This window comes from Micromonospora sp. CPCC 206061 (assembly GCF_036906915.1).
GTDB lineage: Bacteria > Actinomycetota > Actinomycetes > Mycobacteriales > Micromonosporaceae > Phytohabitans.
Window position 1 is genome coordinate 85,445 of sequence record NZ_JBAKHX010000013.1, and the last position, 20,701, is coordinate 106,145.

19 protein-coding genes are annotated in these 20,701 nt (G+C 70.7%); 13 read left to right on the forward strand and 6 right to left on the reverse strand.

The window, feature by feature from the left end:
* Window positions 1-17: 17 nt before the first annotated feature.
* The gene (locus V6V89_RS12975; protein WP_334619311.1) at window positions 18-1,634 is read left to right on the forward strand and encodes a serine/threonine-protein kinase; all 1,617 of its coding nucleotides are present in this window, start codon (window positions 18-20) and stop codon (window positions 1,632-1,634) included.
* On the opposite strand, the gene V6V89_RS12980 is transcribed toward V6V89_RS12975, so the two are convergent.
* Entirely contained in the window at window positions 1,631-2,695 is a 1,065-nt protein-coding gene (locus V6V89_RS12980) for a tetratricopeptide repeat protein (RefSeq protein WP_334619312.1), read from the reverse strand. The genes V6V89_RS12975 and V6V89_RS12980 overlap by 4 nt on opposite strands.
* An 11-nt stretch (window positions 2,696-2,706) precedes the next feature.
* Complete coding sequence (locus tag V6V89_RS12985) at window positions 2,707-3,882, reverse strand: ATP-binding protein (protein WP_334619313.1); 1,176 nt, start codon at window positions 3,880-3,882, stop codon at window positions 2,707-2,709.
* Between the two features lie 183 nt (window positions 3,883-4,065).
* Between V6V89_RS12985 and V6V89_RS12990 the strand changes: the two genes are divergently transcribed.
* Both V6V89_RS12990 and V6V89_RS12995 read left to right on the forward strand, forming a co-directional pair.
* On the forward strand, window positions 4,066-5,601 hold the full coding sequence (locus V6V89_RS12990; protein WP_334619314.1) for an ankyrin repeat domain-containing protein: 1,536 nt from the start codon (window positions 4,066-4,068) through the stop codon (window positions 5,599-5,601).
* A 113-nt stretch (window positions 5,602-5,714) separates the two neighbouring features.
* Window positions 5,715-6,323, forward strand: coding sequence for a hypothetical protein (locus V6V89_RS12995; protein WP_334619315.1), 609 nt, complete (start codon window positions 5,715-5,717; stop codon window positions 6,321-6,323).
* Window positions 6,324-6,338: 15 nt separating this feature from the next.
* Here the strand turns inward: V6V89_RS12995 and V6V89_RS13000 are convergent, their stop codons facing one another.
* Entirely contained in the window at window positions 6,339-7,187 is an 849-nt protein-coding gene (locus V6V89_RS13000) for a glucose 1-dehydrogenase (RefSeq protein WP_334619316.1), read from the reverse strand.
* A 61-nt stretch (window positions 7,188-7,248) separates the two neighbouring features.
* On the opposite strand from V6V89_RS13000, the gene V6V89_RS13005 reads away from it, so the two are divergent.
* The 6 genes from V6V89_RS13005 to V6V89_RS13030 all read left to right on the forward strand — a co-directional run bounded on the left by V6V89_RS13005 (window position 7,249) and on the right by V6V89_RS13030 (window position 13,540).
* Window positions 7,249-7,749 (forward strand): MarR family winged helix-turn-helix transcriptional regulator, encoded by a 501-nt coding sequence (locus tag V6V89_RS13005; protein ID WP_334619317.1) that lies wholly within the window; start codon window positions 7,249-7,251, stop codon window positions 7,747-7,749.
* A complete protein-coding gene (locus V6V89_RS13010; RefSeq protein WP_334619318.1) occupies window positions 7,746-8,957 on the forward strand; it encodes an MFS transporter in 1,212 nt (403 codons plus the stop codon). The genes V6V89_RS13005 and V6V89_RS13010 overlap by 4 nt, the downstream gene beginning before the upstream one ends.
* 214 nt (window positions 8,958-9,171) lie before the next feature.
* Complete coding sequence (locus V6V89_RS13015) at window positions 9,172-9,936, forward strand: PP2C family protein-serine/threonine phosphatase (protein WP_334619319.1); 765 nt, start codon at window positions 9,172-9,174, stop codon at window positions 9,934-9,936.
* A gap of 95 nt (window positions 9,937-10,031) precedes the next feature.
* Complete coding sequence (locus tag V6V89_RS13020; RefSeq protein WP_334619320.1) at window positions 10,032-10,982, forward strand: lipid II:glycine glycyltransferase FemX; 951 nt, start codon at window positions 10,032-10,034, stop codon at window positions 10,980-10,982.
* A 100-nt stretch (window positions 10,983-11,082) separates the two neighbouring features.
* Window positions 11,083-12,648, forward strand: coding sequence for a UDP-N-acetylmuramoyl-L-alanyl-D-glutamate--2,6-diaminopimelate ligase (locus V6V89_RS13025; protein WP_334619321.1), 1,566 nt, complete (start codon window positions 11,083-11,085; stop codon window positions 12,646-12,648).
* A gap of 307 nt (window positions 12,649-12,955) precedes the next feature.
* Window positions 12,956-13,540, forward strand: a complete 585-nt coding sequence (locus V6V89_RS13030; RefSeq protein WP_334619322.1) for a TetR/AcrR family transcriptional regulator — start codon at window positions 12,956-12,958, stop codon at window positions 13,538-13,540.
* A gap of 243 nt (window positions 13,541-13,783) precedes the next feature.
* On the opposite strand, the gene V6V89_RS13035 is transcribed toward V6V89_RS13030, so the two are convergent.
* On the reverse strand, window positions 13,784-14,413 hold the full coding sequence (locus V6V89_RS13035) for a DUF2690 domain-containing protein (RefSeq protein WP_334619323.1): 630 nt from the start codon (window positions 14,411-14,413) through the stop codon (window positions 13,784-13,786).
* Between the two features lie 122 nt (window positions 14,414-14,535).
* Between V6V89_RS13035 and V6V89_RS13040 the strand changes: the two genes are divergently transcribed.
* A complete protein-coding gene (locus V6V89_RS13040) occupies window positions 14,536-14,784 on the forward strand; it encodes a hypothetical protein (protein WP_334619324.1) in 249 nt (82 codons plus the stop codon).
* An 8-nt stretch (window positions 14,785-14,792) separates the two neighbouring features.
* Here the strand turns inward: V6V89_RS13040 and V6V89_RS13045 are convergent, their stop codons facing one another.
* Window positions 14,793-15,749, reverse strand: a complete 957-nt coding sequence (locus V6V89_RS13045) for an ArsR/SmtB family transcription factor (RefSeq protein WP_334619325.1) — start codon at window positions 15,747-15,749, stop codon at window positions 14,793-14,795.
* A 103-nt stretch (window positions 15,750-15,852) separates the two neighbouring features.
* On the reverse strand, window positions 15,853-16,026 hold the full coding sequence (locus tag V6V89_RS13050; protein ID WP_334619326.1) for a hypothetical protein: 174 nt from the start codon (window positions 16,024-16,026) through the stop codon (window positions 15,853-15,855).
* Window positions 16,027-16,613: 587 nt separating this feature from the next.
* On the opposite strand from V6V89_RS13050, the gene V6V89_RS13055 reads away from it, so the two are divergent.
* From V6V89_RS13055 to V6V89_RS13065, 3 genes are all read left to right on the forward strand, one after another.
* Window positions 16,614-18,074, forward strand: coding sequence for an alpha-lytic protease prodomain-containing protein (locus V6V89_RS13055; RefSeq protein ID WP_334619327.1), 1,461 nt, complete (start codon window positions 16,614-16,616; stop codon window positions 18,072-18,074).
* A 162-nt stretch (window positions 18,075-18,236) separates the two neighbouring features.
* Complete coding sequence (locus V6V89_RS13060; RefSeq protein WP_334619328.1) at window positions 18,237-18,815, forward strand: LemA family protein; 579 nt, start codon at window positions 18,237-18,239, stop codon at window positions 18,813-18,815.
* Between the two features lie 15 nt (window positions 18,816-18,830).
* Window positions 18,831-20,684 carry a DUF2207 family protein gene (locus tag V6V89_RS13065; protein ID WP_334619329.1) on the forward strand — a complete coding sequence of 618 codons (1,854 nt, stop codon included), beginning with the start codon at window positions 18,831-18,833 and terminating at the stop codon, window positions 20,682-20,684.
* Window positions 20,685-20,701 lie beyond the last annotated feature (17 nt).

Here is a 20,701-nt window from a genome sequence, read left to right on the forward strand (position 1 = left end):
GCGGGTAGCGTGGTCGGGTGCTTGCTCCGGGAGTTGTGCTCAGCAACCGCTACCAGCTGGAAGAACGCATCGCCACAGGCGGCATGGGAGACGTCTGGCGCGGCACCGACGTCCTGCTCCGGCGTAGCGTCGCGGTCAAGGTGCTGTTGCCGGCTCTGGTGTCCGACTCGGAGTTCATCACCCGGTTCCGGGCCGAGGCGAGGCTCGTGGCCAGCCTGCGCCATGCCGGCATCGTGCAGGTGCACGACTACGGCGAGCAGGCGGTGGTCGGCGACAGCCGACTCGACTACCTCGTCATGGAGTACGTCGAAGGCACGTCGCTGTCGGCCTGGATAAGGACGGCAGGGCGGCTCGGCGTGGCGGAGACCACATCGGTCGTGGCACAAGCCGCGGAAGCATTGCAGGTCGCGCACGAGGCAGGAATCGTCCACCGCGACGTCAAGCCGAGCAATCTCCTGGTCCGGCCGGACGGCACCGTCGTCCTGGTCGACTTCGGGGTCGCCCGGTCCGCCGACCTGACCAGCGTTACCCGCCCGAACGTCATCCTGGGCTCGGCGCACTACATGTCACCCGAGCAGGCTTCCGGCCAGTTCGTCTCGCCCGCGACCGACATCTACGCGCTTGGCGTGGTCGCCTACTACTGCCTGGCCGGGCGGCCGCCGTTCACCGGTGACAACCCGCTACAGGTCGTGCTCCAGCGCGTACAGGGCGAGGTGCCGGCCCTGCCGGCGGACGTCCCGGCGCCGGTCGCGGCGGTGGTTACGCGCGCACTGGCAACTGACCCTGCCGACCGTTATCCGAGCGCCGCCGAATTCGCAGCGGCCATCCGAGCCGCACAGGACGCCACCTCCGTCGTTGCCCTGTCGCCTCCGGCGGATACCGGCGATGCCGCCACTTCGGTCGTCCCGCTTCCCCCCGTCGACCCGTTCGCCCAACTCCGCCCGGGCCCGTCGGTCGCGGAGCAGCCGACGGAGGTCCGGCCTGTAAGCGGCGGTAACCGCCGGCGAAACCTCACGCTTGCCGGGGTGGCGGGGGCAACCGTACTCGCGCTGATCGCGGTGCTAGCCGTCACGGCGTTCCGCCCAGATCCGGGCCAGCGGCAGGCGTCGGGGCCCACTGCGGTGGAGGCTTCCGCCTCAGGTGCCGACCGCGGTGGGGAGCGGATCGGGCCGGCCACCGACGGGCCGGTCCAGCCGGCACGGCCGAGCGCCTCGCGCACCACGGCGGCCCCGGCCGAGACCGGCACGCCGCCGCCTACGAGGTCCAGCGGCCCGACACCAAAGCCATCGTCCACAGGTGGCTCGACGACCAACCCGTACACGCCGTCACAGGTCTGCGGCAGTGGATACGAGGTCATCGACTCGGCGGCCCTTGGCCGGTTCGGCAAGGTGTATCTGCTCTACAACTCCAGCAACGGAAACAACTGCTCGGTGACCCTCAAGACCACCTCGGTCGGCGCCAAGACGAGCGTCTCGGCATACCTACAGCCGCAGGACGAGTCCCGGACCACCGACAAAGGCTCCTTCGAGTACTACGCCGGTCCGGTGCGAGTCAAAGCCGCCGGGGTCTGCATCGCCTGGGGTGGTTCGGCCGGCGGTGTCACCTACAACAGCCCGTTCGAGCACTGCGGCTAGCGGGGCTTTCGCCGGTCGAACCAGATGGTGGACAGGGTGGGCAGCAGGCCGGCCCAGAAGAGCACCTGCGGAACGGTGTGGTCGGTCCACGGCAGCTGCGAGATCAGCAGGGCGCAGAGCGTCGTCCAGGACGCCTGGGCGAGCACGATGCGCGCCCACCTGCCGCGACGCACCAGTGACCGTACGTTCAACCGGACGCCGGCCCGCAGTCGTCGGTATCGGCGCCAGGCGCCGAAGCCCCAGATCGCGGCCATGATGGTGAGGACCCAGAGGCGGTTGCCGAGCGGCACCGGAAGTTCGCGTACCGCTTCCCCCTCCGTGGGGAACAGGTCGACCATGGCGCCGGCGGCGGCGAGGCAGATGAGCGCCAGCCAGCGGACGCCGCGAAGCATGCGGTAGGTCGCGCGGTCGAGGTCCATGCGCAGGCCGGGGCTGTCCGGGTGTACGGCGAGGGCGTCGGCGTAAATCTCCGCGGCGCGGCCGGCCGTGACGCCGGGCTGGTTGGCCTCCTGGCCGCTGACCAGCATCAGGGCGCGGCCATTGGTGGGTTCCAAGCGAAGCACCTGGCGCAGCGCCCAGTTGTAGGTGTCGGTGTCCGACGCGCCGGCGGCGGTCATCCAGAGCGACTCGTAGGCCCGCACGTCCTCCGGGTCGAGCCGGACGGCCTCCCGGGCCAGCTCCAGGGCTTCGGCGCGCCGATGGGGGTAGAACAGCACGAACTCGCCGAGCGCGGCGTGGACGGCGCTGTTCTGGGGATCTACGCGGAGGGCCGCGCGAAGCGACGCCTCGGCCTGCTGCCAGCGCTGGGCAACCTCCAGGTGTTTCGCCCGGCGCAGCACCTGGGCGTGCATGTAGAGCGCGTTGATGTCGTCGGGGCTGCGCCGGAGGGCCTCGTCGATCGCGTCGAGCGCCTGCTCGGGGTCCTTGGCGGCCAGCCGGCACCGAGCCAGTTTCGTCCAGGCCCGGACGTCGTCGGGATCCTCGGCCAGCCGGCGCCCGAGCAGGGCCGCGGCCTCGTCGAACCGGCCGAGGTCGATGAGCGCGTCGGCGCGCTCGACCATGGGGTGCAGGGTCACAGCATGCGCCGTTTCTTCAGGTACGCCAGGAGATCGTCGTACGTCCCGCCGTCGTTGGCGAACATGGCCACGTTGCGGGCGGCCGCGAACCAGGGCTCGGCGGACGGCGGCACGGACTTCGCGGCGTCGAGCAGATCCGTCATTCCGATCATGCGTACGTTGCCGGATCGTGCGGAGTCGAGCAGCGCCACCTCCGCCGCGGTCTCGCAGACGTGCGCCAGGTCCGCGCCGGAGAGGCCGTCGGTGGCCTTGACAAGCCTGCCCAGGTCGACGTTCTCGATCGGCCGGTCGCGCAGGTGGTACCGGAGGATCGCCTCGCGGGCCGGTGCGTCGGGTGGCAGCACGAGCACGGTGCGGTCCAGCCGGCCGGGCCGGCGCAGAGCGAGGTCCACGTCCCAGGGAGCGTTGGTGGCCGCGAGTACGAAGACGCCCTCGTTGGCCGCGGCGTCGACGCCGTCCAGTTCGGTCAGTAGCTGGTTCACCGTGTTTCGCATGCCGCTGCTCTGGGTGCGGCTCCGCTTGCCGCCGAGGGCGTCCAGCTCGTCGAGGAAGACCACGCATGGGGCCTGCCGGCGGGCGGTGGCGAAGATCTCATGCATGTTGCGCTCGGAGTTGCCGATCCACATGTCGAGCACGTCGTTGATGGACACGGAGAGGAAGCCTGCACCGAGCTCACCGGCGACCGCGCGTGCGATGAAGGTCTTGCCGCAGCCGGGCGGGCCGTAGAGCAGCAAGCCGCCGCGCAGGCTCTTGCCGTACAGCTTGCGCAGCTCCGGGTTGCGCATCGGTGCGAGGAAGGCCGCTTCCAGCCGTTCCTTGACCTGCTGCATGCCACCGACGTCCGCGAGGCGCACCGTGCCGGGCGCGTCGACGTCCCAGCCGACCGCCGTGCCCGGGTCGCCGCTGCCGTCGACGGTGAGCGGAGCCTCGACGAACCGGGGCGGTGCGGCGTCGGAGGCGCCCGCGGGCGCGCCCATGGCACGGGCCATCAACGCTCGCGCCTGCGCGTCACCCGGTTCGTGTTGCAGCGCGACGGCCACCTCCGCGACGGCCGCGTCGGGGCGGGCGGCGTCCAGCAGAAGCTCCGCGAGGTGCAGGCGCAGGGGCACGTCCTCGGGTGCCGCGGCGACGGCCGAACGCAGGCTCTGGATCAGGCGCGACTCCTCCGGCATGGCACCGGACTTTACCCGGTGATCTTCAACCCCCTGATCGAGCTGGCTAGAATGGCGGTGGCTGCCAGGAAGCCTCCGGTCCGCGGAAATGGGCTCAGCCCACCTGGTGTGTGCACCTCGTGTCACCATCGTTCTCCTTTCGGCCTGACCGAGCGGACATCAGGCAGACGAGAGGAGGCCGCTGTGCCAACCCTGGACATGCCCGACCGTCCGCACCTCGACAGCTTTCGCCGGCAGGCCCGTGCCCTGCAGCGGGCGGTTCGAGCCGGCGAGCCCGAGGCCCTGGCGCGGCTGGCGCGCCACCATCGCGGTGCGTCGCCCGACGACTCCGGCGCCATCCAGCTCAGCGCGGCACAATTCGTCATCGCCCGCGAATACGGTTTCGGCAGCTGGCCCGGCCTCGCGCGATACCTGGAGACCGTGGCCGAACACGGCTGGCAGACCGGGCTTGGTGCGGCACCTGTGGACGACCCGGCGGGAGAGTTCTGCCGCCTCGCCTGCCTGACGTACAGCCGTGAGGACGGGCCGGTGCGCTGGGAGCAGGCCCGGCGACTGCTCGCCCAGCATCCCGACCTGACCAAGGCGAACATCTGGGCCGCCGCGGCGGCGGCCCGCCCGGACGACGTCAGCCGGCTGCTCGCCGAGCAGCCGCGGCGGGTAGCCGAACGCGGCGGCCCCCTGGGGTGGCGACCGCTGTACTACCTCGTCTACTCGCGGTTCGACACAGCCATACCGGCCGGCCCCGTGCTCGCGACCGCCCGGCGGCTGCTCGACGGCGGCGCCGATCCCAACGAGGGCTACCTGTTCGACGCCCTACCGTCGCCGTTCACGTTGCTGACCGGGGTGTTCGGCCACGGCGAGCTGGGCCCGCAGCGCCAGCCCCGCCATCCGCACTGGCGGGCGCTGGGCCGGCTGCTGCTCGACGCCGGCGCCGACCCCAACGACGCCCAGACCCTCTACAACCGCATGTTCTCGTCCGACGACTCGCACCTGGAGCTGCTGTTCGAGTATGGGCTTGGCAGCGGCGACGGCGGCCCGTGGAAGGCACGGATCGCTGGGTTGGGCACGCCCGCGCAGCTGCTCCGCGTCCAGCTGCGCTGGGCGGTCGAGCATCATCAGCCAGCCCGGGTGCGGCTGCTGGTCGAGCACGGCGTCGACTTCCGCTCCCGGTTCGAGGGTGGCGGACCCGCGTGGAGCCCCGGCGACGGCAGGACGCCGGTCGAACTGGCCCACGTCAACGGCGACACCGAGATCGCTGACTACCTCGTAGCCCAGGGCGCCACACCACCGAGCCCCGACCCGGTGCGCGACCTGATCGCAGCGGCGTTCCGAGCCGATCGATCCACAGTAGACCAGATCCGCGTCGCGCATCCCGACGCACTGGCCGAGGCTCGCCGCAGCCGTCCCGGGCTGATGGTGTGGGCCGCGACCCAGGCTTCCGCCGAGACGGTAACGCTGCTGGCGGAGCTCGGCTTCGACGTGAACGCCTACGGGCGCGGCGACGCCCCCGTCGAAGCGGCTTGGGAGACCGCGCTGCACCACAGCGCGGCAAACGGAAACGTCGAACTCACCCGCCGGCTGCTGGACCTGGGCGCCGACCCCGACCTTCGCGACGAGCGCTTCGACGGGACCCCGCTCGACTGGGCCAGGCACCTTCACCAGATGCCGACGGCCGCGCTGCTCGAACCCGTCACGGCGCCCCCACCGAACGCCGGATGAGTCAGCCGCTTCAGCGCCCACTTCGGCGTGCCGCCCCGTGACGACCGCATGGGGGAGATGATCGGTGATGGCTTTGGACCGGTAAGGTGATCGGCCGACTGGGGAGGTCGATCATGCCGGGCAGGGTGTTGAGGATTTCGGTGGCGTGCCTGATGGCGTTTGCCGTGGCGGGATGTGGCGCTGAGTCGGATGGCGCGGGCGGGTCGCCCGCCCAGTGGGTGTCGTCGGCGACGCCGGACGCGTCGGACACGCCGAAGGCGCCGGCGACGAGCGCGCCAGCCCGGCTCGTGAAGATCACCTCGGCCTGTGAGTTGCTGCCCGCCGGCGTGGTCGTCGACGTACTGGGCGGCTCGGCCGCCTCCAAGCTGACGGCCAAAGAGGACCCGGTGGAGCGCCTGGAGGAGGGCAGGATCCGGCACGGCTGCACGTACGGCAAGGGTTCGCAGGAGCCATTCAGCCTCATCGTGTCGACCCGGCCGAACCGAGCCGCTGACGCGGCGGCGGCGGTGGAGGCGATCGCCGAAGCGAGCGGCGTGAAGACGACCCCGATCGACGGTCTGGGCGCGGGTGGCGTCGGATACGTGACCGGAGGCGGCATCCGGGTGGTCGCCGTCGCGGTGACGTACGAGGACGAGCTTCGGATGGTCATCTTCAGCGGACCGAAGGTGGTGCCGCACGCCAAGCTCGTCGAGGTGGCCGAACGCGTCGTCGTCCAGGTCTGAGCCTCAGGCCAGTTGTCAGAGGATGGGCTTGCCGCCGGTTACCGGGATGATCGCGCCGGAGATGTAGCTGGCCTCGTCTGAGGCGAGCAGCACGAACACCGGGGCGACCTCCTTGGGTTGGCCCGGGCGGCCCAGCGGCGTGTTCTTACCGAATTCGGCGACGTGTTCGGGAGGCATCGTCGACGGGATCAGTGGGGTCCAGATCGGGCCCGGCGCTACGGCGTTGACCCGGATGCCGCGCTCGCCGAGCAGTTGGGCCAGGCCGGCGGTGAAGTTGGCGATGGCACCCTTGGTGGTGGCGTACGGCAGCAGCGTCGGTTTCGGCGCGTCGTAGTTGATCGAGCTGGTGTTGATGATCGACGCGCCGTCGCTCAGATGCGGCAGGGCGGCACGCACGATCCGGAACATCGCCGTGATGTTCACGTCGAAGGTGTGCTGCCACTCGTCGTCGTCGATTTCGTCGACGGTCTCGTGGGTCATCTGGTAGGCGGCGTTGTTGACCAGCACGTCTATCCCGCCAAACTCGGCGATGGCGCGGTCCACGACGGCCCGGCAGTGCCCCGGGTCGGCGAGGTCGCCGGGCAGTAGGACGGCCCGGCGACCGGCCTGCTCGACCAGCTTCGCGGTGTCCTTCGCGTCGTCGTGCTCGTTCAGGTAGGCGATCAGCACGTCGGCGCCTTCGCGCGCGAACGCGATCGCGACCGCCCGGCCGATGCCGCTGTCACCGCCGGTGACGACGGTCTTCTTGCCATCCAGGCGTCCCGAACCTCGGTAGGTCTGCTCGCCGTGGTCGGGCTTGAGTCGCATCGCGTCGAGGGTGCCGGGTGGTTCCTGGGTGGGCTCGGATTTCTGCTGGTCGGACATGCTCGGCAACATTTCCATTGTCGCTCCGGTTAAACCCGCTGACGCCGGAAATGTATGAGTCATGCATACAGGAAATATCGTGGCGGCCTGGGTCACCGCCGCGGCGGACCGGTTTCATGCCGTGGCCCGTTCGACAGGGCTTGAGCAGCGAGAGTTGAGCGCGCTCACCTTGATCGCCACGCACGAGGGCTGCTCGGTGGAGTGGTTGCGTGGCCGGATCGAGCTGAGCCAGTCAGGCACCGTACGGCTCATCGACCGGCTGGCCGGCCGGGGGATGGTCCGCCGCGGACCCTCGATCGGGCGTGGGGTTCCGCTCTACGCCACCGACGATGGCCGGGCTGCCCTGCGGCGGTGGCACGAGGCTCGCGACGAGGCGGTCGCCGAGCTCCTGAACGGGCTGCCCGCCTCGCGGCGGGAGCTGGTGGTGCAGAGCCTGGCCGCCGCGTTGCTGGCCAGCACCCGGCGGCGCAGCGAGGCGGACGCCACCTGCCGGACCTGCTCCTGGGCGGCTTGCGGGAACGACTGCCCGGTCGACGGCAGCGTCGAGGCGTACGCGCCATGACCTGCCGGGCGGCGGTGCTTCGCACGCGCCAGCCACGCTCGCGCGTTCCCACACCGGTGCGGACGGCGGCTGCGGTCGCCCTGCTGGGCAACTCGTCGGATACGTTCGTACTGTTCCTGCTGCTCTGGGTGGCGCAGCCGCAGGGCTGGTCACCGGTCCAGACCGCGCTCGTGGTGTTGACGCTGCGGCTGCCGATCCTGATCTCGGGCGTGCTCATCGGCAGGTGTATCGACCGGTGGGGTGCCCGGCCGCTGATCCTGCTCGACACGGCCATGCGTGCGGGGCTGCTGCTGGTCCTGGCGGCTTCGGTCCGATCGGGCACCGTTCCCTTGGCGGCGGTACTCGTTCTGGGCGGGCTGGCGAGCCTGTCCTCACCCGCCACGTACGCCGGGGTCCGCTGGCTGGTGCCGCGGACCACGCCGCAGAACCAGCTTCCCCGGGCGAACGCGACGGTGGCGGTTGGTGACCAGATGCCGCTGCTGGTCGGCACCGCGTTGGTCGGGCCAGCCATGGCGCTGTCCGGCGTACGCGGCAGCCTGCTCGTGGCCGCCGCGATGGTCGTGGCCGCGTTCCTTCTCGCGCTGCGGCTGCCCACGCCCGCTCCCGGTGCCGCCGTGAGGTCCATTGCCCCGCGTTCCGGGCGCCCGCCGGCCTGGCCGGCGCGGGTCACCGCGATCATCGCTCTGTCTACTGTGTACTACCTGGTCTACGGGCCGTTCGAGACCGCCAGTCCTGGCTTCGTCCGCGACCATCTGGGCGCCAGCGAGGGCACCTACAGCCTGCTCTGGGCCATGTTCGGCGCCGGTGCGCTGCTGTCGCTGTCGGTCGCGCCGGTACTGGCCCGGCACCGTCCCGGCCTCGTCAACGGCGGCGGTGCCCTCGTCTGGGGTCTGACGATGCTGCCCTTGGCCACAGTGGACTCCGCATTCGCGGCGGCCGTCATTTTCCTCGTTGGCGGTCTGCTCTGGGGCCCGTACACCACCATCGAGACCGGCGCGCTGCAGCGGTGGGTTCCACCGCAACGACACGGCACCGTCTTCGCCGTTCAGCGCAGCCTGCTGGCGACCGCTACGCCCGTCGGCGCCGCGTTCGGTGCCCTCGCCCTGCACACCTTCTCGCCCGGAACCGTGCTGGCCGTCAGCTCCGCCTGCTGCGCGGCCGCCGGAGCGGCCGCACTGCTGAATCCAGACCTACGCAGAGCGCGCTGACGACGGTCGACGGCTCGAAGCCGTGGAAGGCCAATCGTTGCTCCGCGGGGGCGGCTCTGGTTGTACTCGTGCATCCAGGCGACCAGCTGCCTGTTGGCGTCCGGATCTCCGAAGGCTGATGCGGGCACGAAGTCTCGAATGTCCTGGGGCCGTACGCGAGGGTCCATTCCGCGAGTGTGCGACGCTGTCCGGACGGCTGGCACGACTGTCGGGGGTGGAGACGATCGACGGCACGACGCAGTTCGTGGCACGCGACGGCGCCAGGACGCTCACGTTCGCGGGCGGGACCGAAATCGGGCGGCGCTACCGCGCCAACTTCGACGTGCTCCACCTGGGCGACGATCCGGCGCTGGCCGTCGTGGCCGACGGCATGGGCGACAGCGAGGGCAGCGCGGTGGCCTCGCGTACCGCGGTCGATGTCTTCGTCGCCGCGGTGCGGGCCGCCGCCCCTGGGCCGTTCGGCCCGGCCGCCATACGCGGCGCGGTGGCCGCGGCGCAGCGACGCGTGCGGGCCGAGGGCGCGCGGCTCGATTCCCTTACCGGCTGCACGCTGACCGCGCTCGTGCCCGACCAAGAGGGCGATGCCTGGATCGCTCAGATCGGCGACTCCCGCGCCTACCGGCTCCGTGACGGCCTGCTGGAGCTGTTGACCGTCGACCACACGGCCGCCTGGCTGGGCACCCTGTACGGCTCGTACCCCGCCGACTCACCGCAGGCCGCCGCCGCGCGCTACATGCTGCATCGCTACATGGGCCATCCGGACTCGCCGGAACCCGACGTGCTCAACGTGACGCTCCGGCCCGGTGACGTGTATTGCCTGTGCACGGACGGTGTCGCCGAGCAGGTGTCGTACGAGCGGCTCGGACAGGTGCTGAGCTCCGGTGACCATCCACGCGAGATGGTCACCGCCCTGCTGGCCGACACCCTCGACGCCGGTGGCCGCGACAACGCCACCCTCGCCGTCACGCTGGTCGCCTGACCTGGGCCTGAAGCCCGCTGGCGAACCGACGCAACCAACCGCGCCGTGCGTCACGTCAAGACAATGACCGTTCGAGCCTTTAGGTGGAAGTGCTGATGTCGCTGAGTTTGTCAACCCCATGGCAGCAGGTGATCTCCGATGAAGCGTGGGATCGAAGGCTGTTCACCCACGGTGGTCATTTCCTGCAGAGTAGCCATTGGGCCGCATTCCAACGGCTGAACGGTCGGGAGGTGTACTTCGGCAGCGGCGACGACTGGCAGTGCATGGCCGTGGTGGAACGAGCCGGCGAGAACGCCCGGCTGTACTGTCCCTACGGCCCGGTCGCGGTCACGGCGGAAGGCCTTGCCGAGGCGGTGCGCGCCCTGCTCGCGTTGGGGCGCCAGGAGGGGGCGGGCTTCATCCGGTCGGAACCGTACGCCCCGGTCACCCGCGACGACCTGCTCGCCCTCGGGCACCAGCCGGCGCGGCGGAACATGCAGCCCGCCCTGACATGGGTGCAGGACCTGCGAAAGACCCGCGACGAACTCATCGGCGAGTTCGCCGCGAACATCCGTAACCGCTACCGCAACGCGTACAAGAAGGACCTTGCGGTCGCGGCGAGCACCGACCCGGCCGACGTGGCGATCCTGCTCGACATGATTCACGATGTGGCCAGCAACACCGGCATGCAGCCACACGACGACGACTACTACCGCAAGCAGGCGACCGCGCTGATGGAGCGCGACGCGGCCACCATCTACGTCGCGCGGCATCGCGACCGGCCGGTCGCCGCCTCCATCGTCTACGACAGCCCGACCACGCGGTACTACGCGCACAGCGGCAGCCTGCTGGAGGCCCGCAACCTGCACTCGGGCACCGTCATGCTCGCCACGATGGTTCTCGACGCCCAGGCGCGCGGCCAGACGACGTTCGACTTCGTGGGTGCGGCTCCGGCCGATGAGCCCGACCACCCGTGGGCCGGCTTCACACAGTTCAAGCAGTCATTCGGCGGGGAGTACAGGGCGTACCTGGGCACCTGGGAGATGCCGTGCACGGACGGTGACTGATCAGTGTTGGCTGTGTACTTACCGGAAGCCACCTGTGAAATTCCTATGTAATTTGCCGCAAGGGATGTACCGCGCAGGGGGGTTCAAACGTCTGTAGGGCATGAGGCAGATCTTGAACGTCGGACACGTCCTTGCGGCCGTTCCCACAGCCCGGCTCGTGCAGGGCGATGCCCGCCGGTTGGTCTCAGGCATCACGCACGACTCCCGGCGGGTTGGGCCGGGTGACCTTTTCGTCGCCATTGCGGGCGAACGCCACGACGCGCGCCGCTTCGTCAATGACGCATTGGCGCGTGGTGCCGCCGGCGTCGTGACGGAGGGTGCGGTCGAGACGCCCCGCGACACCGTGGTGGTGCGGGTTCCCTCGGCTCGCGCCGCCCTCGCCGATCTGGCAGTCGCTGTGTACGGCAACCCCGCCCAGGCCCTGCGCCTGGTCGGGGTGACGGGTACGGACGGTAAGACCACGACGACACACATGATTCACGCGGCTCTGGAAGCGGGCGGCCAGCGGACGGGCCGTCTCAGCACTATGGGAATGACGACCGGCAACGGCGTGGCGCCGGCCCACTTCGGCTTCACCACTCCCGAGGCGGGTGATCTGCACCGGATGCTGGCCGACATGGTGGCTTCGGGCTGCACGGCCGCGGTGACGGAAGTGAGCTCGCACGCGCTGTCGCTGGACCGGGTTCGCGGGTGCGCCTTCGCCGCCGCCGTGTTCACCAACCTCAGCCCCGAGCATCTGGACTTCCACGGCTCGATGGAGCACTACCTGGAGGCGAAGGCCAAGCTGTTCGCCATGGTGGCCGAGACCACGCCGGACGGTGTCGGTGTGGTCAACGCCGACGATCCGGCCTCGGCCGTCATCCGCCGCAGCGGCCCGCAGCGGATCCTGTCGTACGGCATCGAAAACGCGGCGGACGTGATGGCCCGCGACATCAAGCTCGGGCCGGACAGCAGCAGCTTTACCCTGGTCACCCCCTGGGGCCAGGGGGAGATGGTCTCCGCGATGCCCGGGATGATGAACGTGGCGAACTGGCTCGCCGCCGCGACCACGGCGATGAGCCTCGGCGTCTCGCTGGACGCGGTCATCGCGGCGGCCGCGGTCACCACGGTCGACGGGCGTCTGCAGAGCATCAACTGCGGACAGCCGTTCCAGGTGCTGGTCGACTTCGCGCACACGCCGCACGCCCTGGCGACGGTGCTGCGGACGGTGCGCGCCAACACCATGGGACGGTTGATGGTGTTGTTCGGCCACTCGGGCGGACGTGACGCGGAGAACCGCCGGCCGATGGGCAGGATCGCCGCCGAGCTCGCGGACGTCGTGATGGTGACGTCCGACAATCCGCAGCACGAAGACCCGGCGGAGATCGCGGCCGAGATCGTCGCGGGCACGCGTGAGGCCGACTCGACCTGTGACGTGCAGGTGCGCCTCGACCGTGGCGCGGCGCTGCGCGCGCTCATCGCGCGGGCGGAGCCCGGTGACACGATCCTGCTCGCCGGCAAGGGCCACGAGGAGTACCAGGTCCTGTCGGACCGGAAGGTTCTGTGGAGTGACGCCGAGCAGAGCCGCGAGGTGCTGGCCGAGCAGGGGTGGACGTGTGAGGAGGAACGCAACGGGCAGCTGCTGGACCACGGGCACGGTGCCGGCATCCGGTGTGGGCAGGCGTGACCTGACCGGGCGTTGATCCTGTTTGGACAACCGTGGCACGGGGGAGTCGCAGGCTGCGACGTACCGGTCGGCCGGCTTGCCCGGGACGTCGAGGAGCTGCGCGGCCACCTCGGGCACTTCCCTGGGTGGACCACCCAACTGCGTTCGCCGCAACCGCCGAGGCATTCCGCGCGAGCTATCTGACCCCGGTTTCGTCACCTGACAGGTACGACTGGGCCTGCGGCCAGATGTCGGGGCCGGGTCGAGCGGCGGTCCATGTCGTCGACCTCAATCGTCCGCGACCCCGGAAGCGTCGCATGATCGTGACGTGGTCGGGCCGGGCCACGAATCGATGCAGGGCCTGTTCGTCCTGCCAGATCGACACCGATCCGCATCTACCCTGCAGGGGCTTCTGACGATCGGCCGGCTGGCCACCGACCTCGGCGTGAGCAAGAGCGGGCTGTTCGGCTACTTCGGTTCCAAGGAGGAGCTTCAGCTCGCCACCATCCGCATCGCGACGGGCGTCTATCTCGACGAGGTCATCCAGCCCGCGCTGGCCGTGCCGCCGGGCCGGGCGCGGGTGCGCCAGCTGTGCGAGAACTGGTTGAGCTACTCGCAGCGGCGGGTCTTCCCCGGCGGCTGCTTCTTCTTCGCGGTCACCGCGGAGTTCGATGCCCGCCCGGGCCGGGTGCGGGACGCCGTCGCCGGGGCCAGCCAGGACTGGACCCGCCTCATGGCGCGGACCATCGAAGACGCCCGCCAGCTCGGCGAGCTGCCCGGCGACACCGACGCCGACCAGCTCGCCTTCGAGCTCATCGCCTTCCTGGAGACCGCCAACGCCATCTCCCTACTGCACGACGATCCAAGCGCCTACGAGCGAGCCCGAACCGCCGTTCGCAAACACCTCGAATGAGCAGTGCGGACGCCTATCGGATGGACGCGAACCAGCCGGTCGCGCTGTTCAGCGCCGACCTGCACACCATCTGGCTCAGCCCGGCGGCGCTCAAGCTGATCGGCTCCGACCACGCCACCGGCGTACTGGTCGAGAGCGACTGCTACCAGGCGACCTCCGCGCTGCCGCCCAACCCACCTACTCCCGTGATCAGGGCGTCCCTCAAGCCGATAGGGCAACTTGAGGGACGCCCTGATCACGGGCTCAGTACAGGCCGGTGCACTGCCATTCGGGTGAACCGCCGACCTGGGTGTCCTGGCACGCCTTGTAGAGCAGGCCGGCGTCGTTGAGCATCGCCGTCCAGACCTTGATCCGGCTGTTCTGACCCCAGGCGTACACCGCGTTGCGGTAGGCGCCGTTGCCCCAGTACCCGAAGCCGGCGAAGTTGACATAACAGCAGCCCCGCGTCCAGGCGGTGCGGCATCGCGGGCTGTAGCGAAGTTCCACCGTGGAGTTGCCATTGTTCAGGGTCTTCGGCGAGAAGGCGTCGTTGGCGCAGAGATAGGTGTGGCCGTTCATGCCGAGCACCCCGTACGAATTCGGGTCCTTGCCGTCACACACGAACCCGCAGGGGTCCGACGACGCCGCGGAGGCCAGCAGCGCCTGGAATGCCGCCGGGTCGACGACGGTCTCGGTGTAGCCGTTGGCCAGCCGGTAGGTGCGGGCCGGCAGCACCTTGCCGTCGTCGGAGCGGATCGTGGTCGTCCGCAGTAACGTCTTCCCGTCGGGGGCCGCTGCCGCGGCCGGGCTGGTCAGGGCTGGTACGGCGGTCAGCGCCAACAGCAGCAGGACCGCGGTCACGGTCCGGGTGAGCAGTGTCGTCGAGCGTCGCATCTGTCCTCCAGGTGTACGCGGATTCGGTGCGGCTCATCCTGCGGATCGCCACGACATGGTCACCACACCTTTCAGGCACGCCTGAAAGGTGTCGTGCCGGCCACCTCCCGCGGCGGATGCTCGTGTCACGCCGAGCGAAGGAAGGACATCACTGCGAGGGCACCGTCGTCTGGGGCGGTGACCTCACCCCGGGGACGGCGTCACACTTCCACCTGGTGGCGGGGTCCGACGACCGTACCTTCGCCCGGGTCGCCGCGCGGCTGGACACCACCGCGCAGGCCGCCTCTCGCCGGCAGACCGCCGGCCGGGTCGCCGACCCCACCACGCCGGACCGCCTCCGCAAGGCCCGCGCGCTGCTCCGCCCGCGTTGACGCGCCGCTCAACCGGCATCGAGAAGGGCCGTACCCAGCGGCGTGAGGGTGTGCAGGACGGCCCTGCCGGCCCGGGTCGTGCGGATCAGGCGCGCCTCGCGCAGGACCGCCGTGTGCTGGCTTATCGACCCCGCGCTCACCCCGACCAGGCGGGCCAGGTCGGTGGTCGTGCGCCCGTCGCCGATCGTCTCCAGCACCAGGGCCCTCGTGTACCCGATCAGCGACATCACGCCTGTGCGTGCGTCGGCGTCGTGCCGCATGTCGTGCTCGACCGGATAGACCAGCACCGGCGGCAGCGAGTCGTCGTGCAGGAAGTCCGGTGTGCCCCATGACAGGTAGGACGGCACCAGGAGCAGACCCCGGCCGTCCAGGCGCAGCGACTGCTCGTACGGTACGTCGACCTCCAGCACCGGCGGCGCCCAGCACATCATCGGCCGGAAACTGCGCAGTAGCCCCTCGCTGCCCTCGTCGAGCAGCACCCGCGCGCGCCGGGCCCGGTCGGCGTCCACCTGCGCGCGGGCCTGCGTCCAGAACGGCGCCACCACCGCCTCGTACTGCGACCGCACCGCGTCGGCCAGCAGTTCACGGGCCTGCCGGTCGCCGTCGGCCAGCTGGCGCATCCAGGACGGCGCCGGCCCGCCCAGCCTGGCCAGGTGGGTCAGCTCGCCGCGCAGCCGGTGAGTCGGGGTGGAGCGCAGGGCGTCGAGCGCTGCCGGCATGCCCAGCTCGCCCTCCGCCGGGGTGAGAAAGTCCGGGAAGTACGCGTTGCGGATCAGGGCCTGCAACACGTCGAGGTCGGCACGGCGGCAGGCGCGGACGGCGTGCCCGTGCCAGCGCCCGAAGATCAGTTCGGGACCCGGCCGGCGTATTCGGAACACGCTGAGGACGGTCTCCCACAATGGGTCCGGCTCCCGCGCGATCCGGACCCGACCGATGTCTTCCGCGGTGAAATGAATGCGCAACACGTCAGCCCCCGTCGACGCCCGCCGGCTCACGCTCGTGCGGCCAGTGTATGGCCCGGTGTCGATTCGTCCAGCGTCGGCGGCGTCCGCGTGCTAGGGCGCCGTACTAGTCGTCGTCATCGTCGTCGTCATCGTCCTGGTCACCGCCCGGGCACGCGGTCAGTCCCATCAGGGCGGTCGTCGCGCCGGCCGCCAGTAGGACCCGGCCGAAGAAGGCGCGTCGAGCGATCGCGGTGCCGGCGCCCGGGCTGTCGTCAGCGTTGCGTTGCGAGTCGTCCATCCGAGCATTCTGGCAGCGAACAGGGTGCGTGGCTCCTCGATCAGGCCGTCGCAGCCGTGGCAGCTGACTCAGGGCTTCGACGGCGCAGAGGTTCGAGACCACGGCTGCCAGCGAGCCGGTCCGGATTCGCGAGTGGAGCGGCCGGCTGATACCGGAGAACGGTCAGCTCTTCCTGACCCTGCCTGACGATGTCGAGGTGTTTGTCCAACTGGACGACGCGTCCGGTGACGAGATCGTCCAGGTCATCGAGGAGTTCGACTTTGGAGCGTGGCCGGACATGAGCTGGGTGGGCGGGCGGTGAGGTCGCATGATCGGCGCCCGGTACTCCACATTCGTCTATCTTGACGAGCATCGATGAATGACGGATCGTTCGGTGCTTGGCGGGCTCGCGCCGTTAGCCATTATCGATGCCTGTGAGTATCAGACGGTAGGCCAGAGCCTCGATGTCAGTCAATGGCTGGCTCCATGGCCAAGTGAAACGATCCGTAGAGCCGCTGTCGTCCTAAAGGTTCCTGAGAATTCCCTTAGAAACCGATCTGCTCCTGTTGTCAGTCCGTACCTACCGTCGACTGAGAGGAGTGGATTGAATGATCGCGCGACGTTTGACCACGCGCAGAGCTGTCATCGCGGCGGCCGTCCTGGCCACCGTGGCTGCCGGAACGGCGATCACCCTCAGCGCCAACGCCGGCACCAACGCTGACGGTGACGCCCCCGCGGCCAGTACGCCACGCGTGCCGGAGGAGATGCGCGCCGCGCTGCGGCGCGACCTGTCACTGACCGACGCGCAGCTCGACGCCCGCCTGCGCCGTGAGGCGTGGGCCGCGCAGACCGCGCGCGCACTGCGCGGGACGCTCGGCGACGAGTACGCCGGCGCCTGGCTCACCGGCGGCCAGCAGCTCACCGTCGCGGTCACCGACCGCGCCCTCACCGACGAGGTACGGGCGACCGGTGCGCAGGCGGCCGTGGTGGACCGTAGCGCGAGCGAGCTGAGCACGGTCAAGCGGGCCTTGGACCGCCGCTCCGGCGCCGCCTCCGCGAGCGTCACCGGCTGGTACATCGACCCCGCGACCAACACGGTGGTGGTGCGAGCCGCCGCCGGGCGGACCTCGGCCGCCCGCACGTTCGTCCGTAACGCGGGCGTGGACGCGAGCGACGTGCGCGTGCTCGCCGAAGGTGCCACGCCGCGGCTGCTGAACAGGCCCAAGGGCGAACCCACCGACCCGCCCGAGGACACCGCGGCTCCCGAAGACCCCGATGAGACGGCACCGCCGGAGCAGACAGCACCACCCGAGCAGACCGAAGCCCCGCAGGAGCCGACCGACCCGGACGCGCAGGCCCTGCGCGGCGGTGCGCCGTACATCATCGGAGGCCAGGCGGTCTGTTCGGTCGGGTTCGCCGTGGAGGGTGGCTTCGTCAGCGCCGGCCACTGCGGTGACGAGGGCGACGCCACGGCTGCAGAGGTCGGCCAGGAACTGGTCGCGCTCGGCGAGTTCCAGGCGTCCCAGTTCCCCGGCAGCGACTTCTCCTTCGTCGCTACCGGCGACGGCTTCGCACCGGTCGGCGAGGTGAACAGCTTCGGCGGCGAGAACGCCGGAGCGGCGGATCTTGGCGCGCCGCTGACGGTCGCCGGCTCGCAGGAGGCGGTCGTGGGCACGGCGGTGTGCAAGTTCGGCCAGACGACCGGCGCGAGCTGCGGCGAGATCCAGGCCCTCAACGTCACGGTGAACTTCGCGGACCCCGAGAACGTCGCCCAGACAGTCGCGGTCGGCGGCCTGATCGGCACCGACGTGTGCGCCGAGCCGGGCGACTCCGGCGGTTCCCTGCTCGCCGGTGACCAGGCCCAGGGCGTGGTCTCGGGCGGATCTGGAAACTGCCAGCAGGGCGGCGAGACGTTCTTCCAGCCGGTGAACGAGATCCTCGAGACCCTGAACCTGACCCTGCTCACCGCCGCCGGAGCCGGCGGCGAGGACGCGGGCGCCGACGAAGAAGCGGGTGCTGAACAGGACGCTGGCACGGACGAGGAAGCGGGCCAGAACGCCAACCAGTAACCCGAGCACCAAGTGGTTCGGCCCCCGGGCGACGCCCGGGGGCCGAACCACGTCGGCCAGCGACGACCGTACGTGACCGTCCGATCGGCGACACTCCCGGGCCCAGCGTGGCCTTCGGCGCGCACTATCGGGCAACACGAATCTTGGGAACGGGAGCTGGGGATGGACGGTGGCGTCGGACTGGGCCTCGTGGGTGGGCTGTTCTGCCTGCTCGCTGTGGTTGTCGTCGGGTGGGCGGTGGTCACGTACAACCGGCTGGTGCGCCAGCGCAACCAGGTCCAGGCGTCCTGGGCGCAGATCGACGTGCAGCTCAAGCGCCGTTACGACCTGATACCCAACCTGGTGGAGACGGTGAAGGGGTACGCGGCACACGAACGGGGCACCCTGGACGCCGTGGTCGTGGCCCGAAACGGCGCGATGACGGCCACCCAGGCACGCATCGGCGAGCGCGCCGTCGCGGAAGACATGTTGAGCCAGGCGCTGGGCAGGCTGTTCGCCCTCGCCGAGGCGTACCCGGACCTGAAGGCCAATCAGAACTTCGCCGCCCTGCAGGGCGAGCTGGCCAACACCGAAGACAAGATCGCGTACGCCCGGCAGTTCTACAACAGCGCCGTGCAGACCCTCAACACCAGCGTGCAGTCGCTGCCCACGAACGTGATCGCGGGCGTCGGCGGGTTTCGGGTGACGGAGTACTTCGAGGCGGCCGGCGGCGAGCGCGGCCCGGTCCAGGTCCGCTTTTAAGGGTCGGGGCGGTCGATGGACGAGCGCGCGGTGCTGGACCTCGCGGTGGCGGGGGTCGCTCTCGGCGGCTGGTTCGGGGCGTACGGGATCGCGCGGCTGCTCACCCGGCCGGCGAGCCCGGCACCGGACCCGGCCACCCCGGATCTCGGCCCCGAGTCGCCGGCCGTGGTCAGCCTGCTGGTCAACCGCTGGTCGCTGACTGAAGACGCGGCCGAGTCGACCCTGCTCGACCTGGCGGCCCGCCGCTTCGTCGAGCTGCGCCAGCCGGGCAACGACCCGATGCAGACCACCCTGCACCTGCCGGCCAGGCCGCCCGACACGGCCGGGCTGCGGCCGTACGAGAGGCGGGTCCTCGATCGGGTGCGCGGGCTCGCCGTCGACGGTGTCGTGCCGTTGACCGCGTTGACGTTTCGCGACGAGGGGCGCGCCAAGGGGTGGAACAAGCGGCTGCACGCGGAGGTCGTCGCCGAGGCCCGCGCGGCCGGACTGTCCCAGCGGCGCTTCGGGCCGGCCATCACCGGCGCGCTGACCGCCGCCGCGGCGCTCGTCGCGATCGTGGCCGCGGCCGCCGCGTTCCACCATGGAATGTGGAGCAACGACGAGGGTGACAACTACGTCGTCCCCGCCGGGATCTTCACGTTCTTCGCGCTTGCTGCCGTGATCGGCGCGACTCGCGGTGAGCGCGACACCCCGCTGGGCCGCCAGGTCGCCGCGCGCTGGCTAGGAGTGCGCGACTGGTTGCGCGGGCACGAGGAGTTCGCCGAGCTGCCGCCGGCGTCCGTGACCGTGTGGGACCGGTACCTGGGCTACGGCGCGGCGACGGGCGCCACCCACCTCGCCAGCGCGATCCTCGACCTCGGAATGGGCAACCGCAAGCTGGTCTGGTCGTCGTTCGGCGGCACCTGGCACCGGGTACGCGTGCGCTATCCGAGCCTATGGCCGCGGTACGGGCGCACCGCGCCGAAGCTGGCGCTTCGCGCGGCGCTGGCCATCGCCGTGGGCGCGCTCCTGCTGAGGTTCACCACCGACGTCCTTGATTTTCTGGTACCGGGGCAGACGCTGGACCGGGTGGCCGGCGGCGCCGCCGCGGCCGGCGTGCTCCTGCTGCTGTACGGCGCCTACGTGCTGGCCCGCACCCTGATCGACCTCGCCACCGTGCGCACCATCACCGGTGAGGTGCTGTGGGAGGAGGTCTGGCGATCGACCGCGGCGACGGAAGACAGCCCGTCCCGGCCGTGGCTGCACCACCTGGCCGTCGACGACGGCACTGACGACCGCACCACGGCGTGGGCGCTGCCCAGCGAATGGGCCGGCCGCTGCCACGACGGCGACACCGTCACGATCCGCGTCCGGCCGTGGAGCCGGCTGGTGGTCGCCCTGGACGTCGTCGGCCACGGCCGGTCCCGCGCCCTCACCGAGCCGGTGACCACTGAGGACACCGGCGCGCTGGCCGCCGCGCTGCTGCGCGAGACCGAGCCACCCCGCCTGGCGCCCGGTGAACTGTTCACTATGGACCAGGTCGCGCAGGCGCTCGGCATGGCCGTGCGGCCCGGCGACCCGGTGCCCCAGATCGGTCCGGTCGGCAGTGCGCAGTACGTGTCGGCCGACCGCGGCAAGGCGGTGCTGCTGGTGCAGACCGCGGACGGGACGGCGGGCCGGTGGGCCTGGCGGGGCAACTCGCGCGGCGACGCGCTGACCGGCATCGGCGAGGGTGCCTACGCCAACGGCGACCGCGCCGCGCTGCGGGTCGGCGAGACCACCGTCGTGCTGACCCTGCTCGGCCCCGCCCGCGGCCGCCACGTGTATCTGCCCTGGCTACTGCAGCAGGCCGCCGCCAGCCTGAGCACCCGCGATGCCCCAAGCGGTTAGATGTCGTACCGGGGCAC

Bases quoted from the DNA above. Each gene is read 5' to 3' on its own strand.
- V6V89_RS13010 (WP_334619318.1), top strand. From the start codon at position 7,746: ATGACCTGCCGGGCGGCGGTGCTTCGCACGCGCCAGCCACGCTCGCGC.
- V6V89_RS13005 (WP_334619317.1), top strand. From the start codon at position 7,249: ATGCATACAGGAAATATCGTGGCGGCCTGGGTCACCGCCGCGGCGGAC.
- V6V89_RS13050 (WP_334619326.1), bottom strand. From the start codon at position 16,026: ATGGACGACTCGCAACGCAACGCTGACGACAGCCCGGGCGCCGGCACC.
- V6V89_RS13060 (WP_334619328.1), top strand. From the start codon at position 18,237: ATGGACGGTGGCGTCGGACTGGGCCTCGTGGGTGGGCTGTTCTGCCTG.
- V6V89_RS13020 (WP_334619320.1), top strand. From the start codon at position 10,032: ATGTCGCTGAGTTTGTCAACCCCATGGCAGCAGGTGATCTCCGATGAA.
- V6V89_RS13065 (WP_334619329.1), top strand. From the start codon at position 18,831: ATGGACGAGCGCGCGGTGCTGGACCTCGCGGTGGCGGGGGTCGCTCTC.
- V6V89_RS12995 (WP_334619315.1), top strand. From the start codon at position 5,715: ATGCCGGGCAGGGTGTTGAGGATTTCGGTGGCGTGCCTGATGGCGTTT.
- V6V89_RS13025 (WP_334619321.1), top strand. From the start codon at position 11,083: ATGAGGCAGATCTTGAACGTCGGACACGTCCTTGCGGCCGTTCCCACA.
- V6V89_RS13000 (WP_334619316.1), bottom strand. From the start codon at position 7,187: ATGTCCGACCAGCAGAAATCCGAGCCCACCCAGGAACCACCCGGCACC.
- V6V89_RS13055 (WP_334619327.1), top strand. From the start codon at position 16,614: ATGATCGCGCGACGTTTGACCACGCGCAGAGCTGTCATCGCGGCGGCC.
- V6V89_RS12980 (WP_334619312.1), bottom strand. From the start codon at position 2,695: ATGGTCGAGCGCGCCGACGCGCTCATCGACCTCGGCCGGTTCGACGAG.
- V6V89_RS12985 (WP_334619313.1), bottom strand. From the start codon at position 3,882: ATGCCGGAGGAGTCGCGCCTGATCCAGAGCCTGCGTTCGGCCGTCGCC.
- V6V89_RS13035 (WP_334619323.1), bottom strand. From the start codon at position 14,413: ATGCGACGCTCGACGACACTGCTCACCCGGACCGTGACCGCGGTCCTG.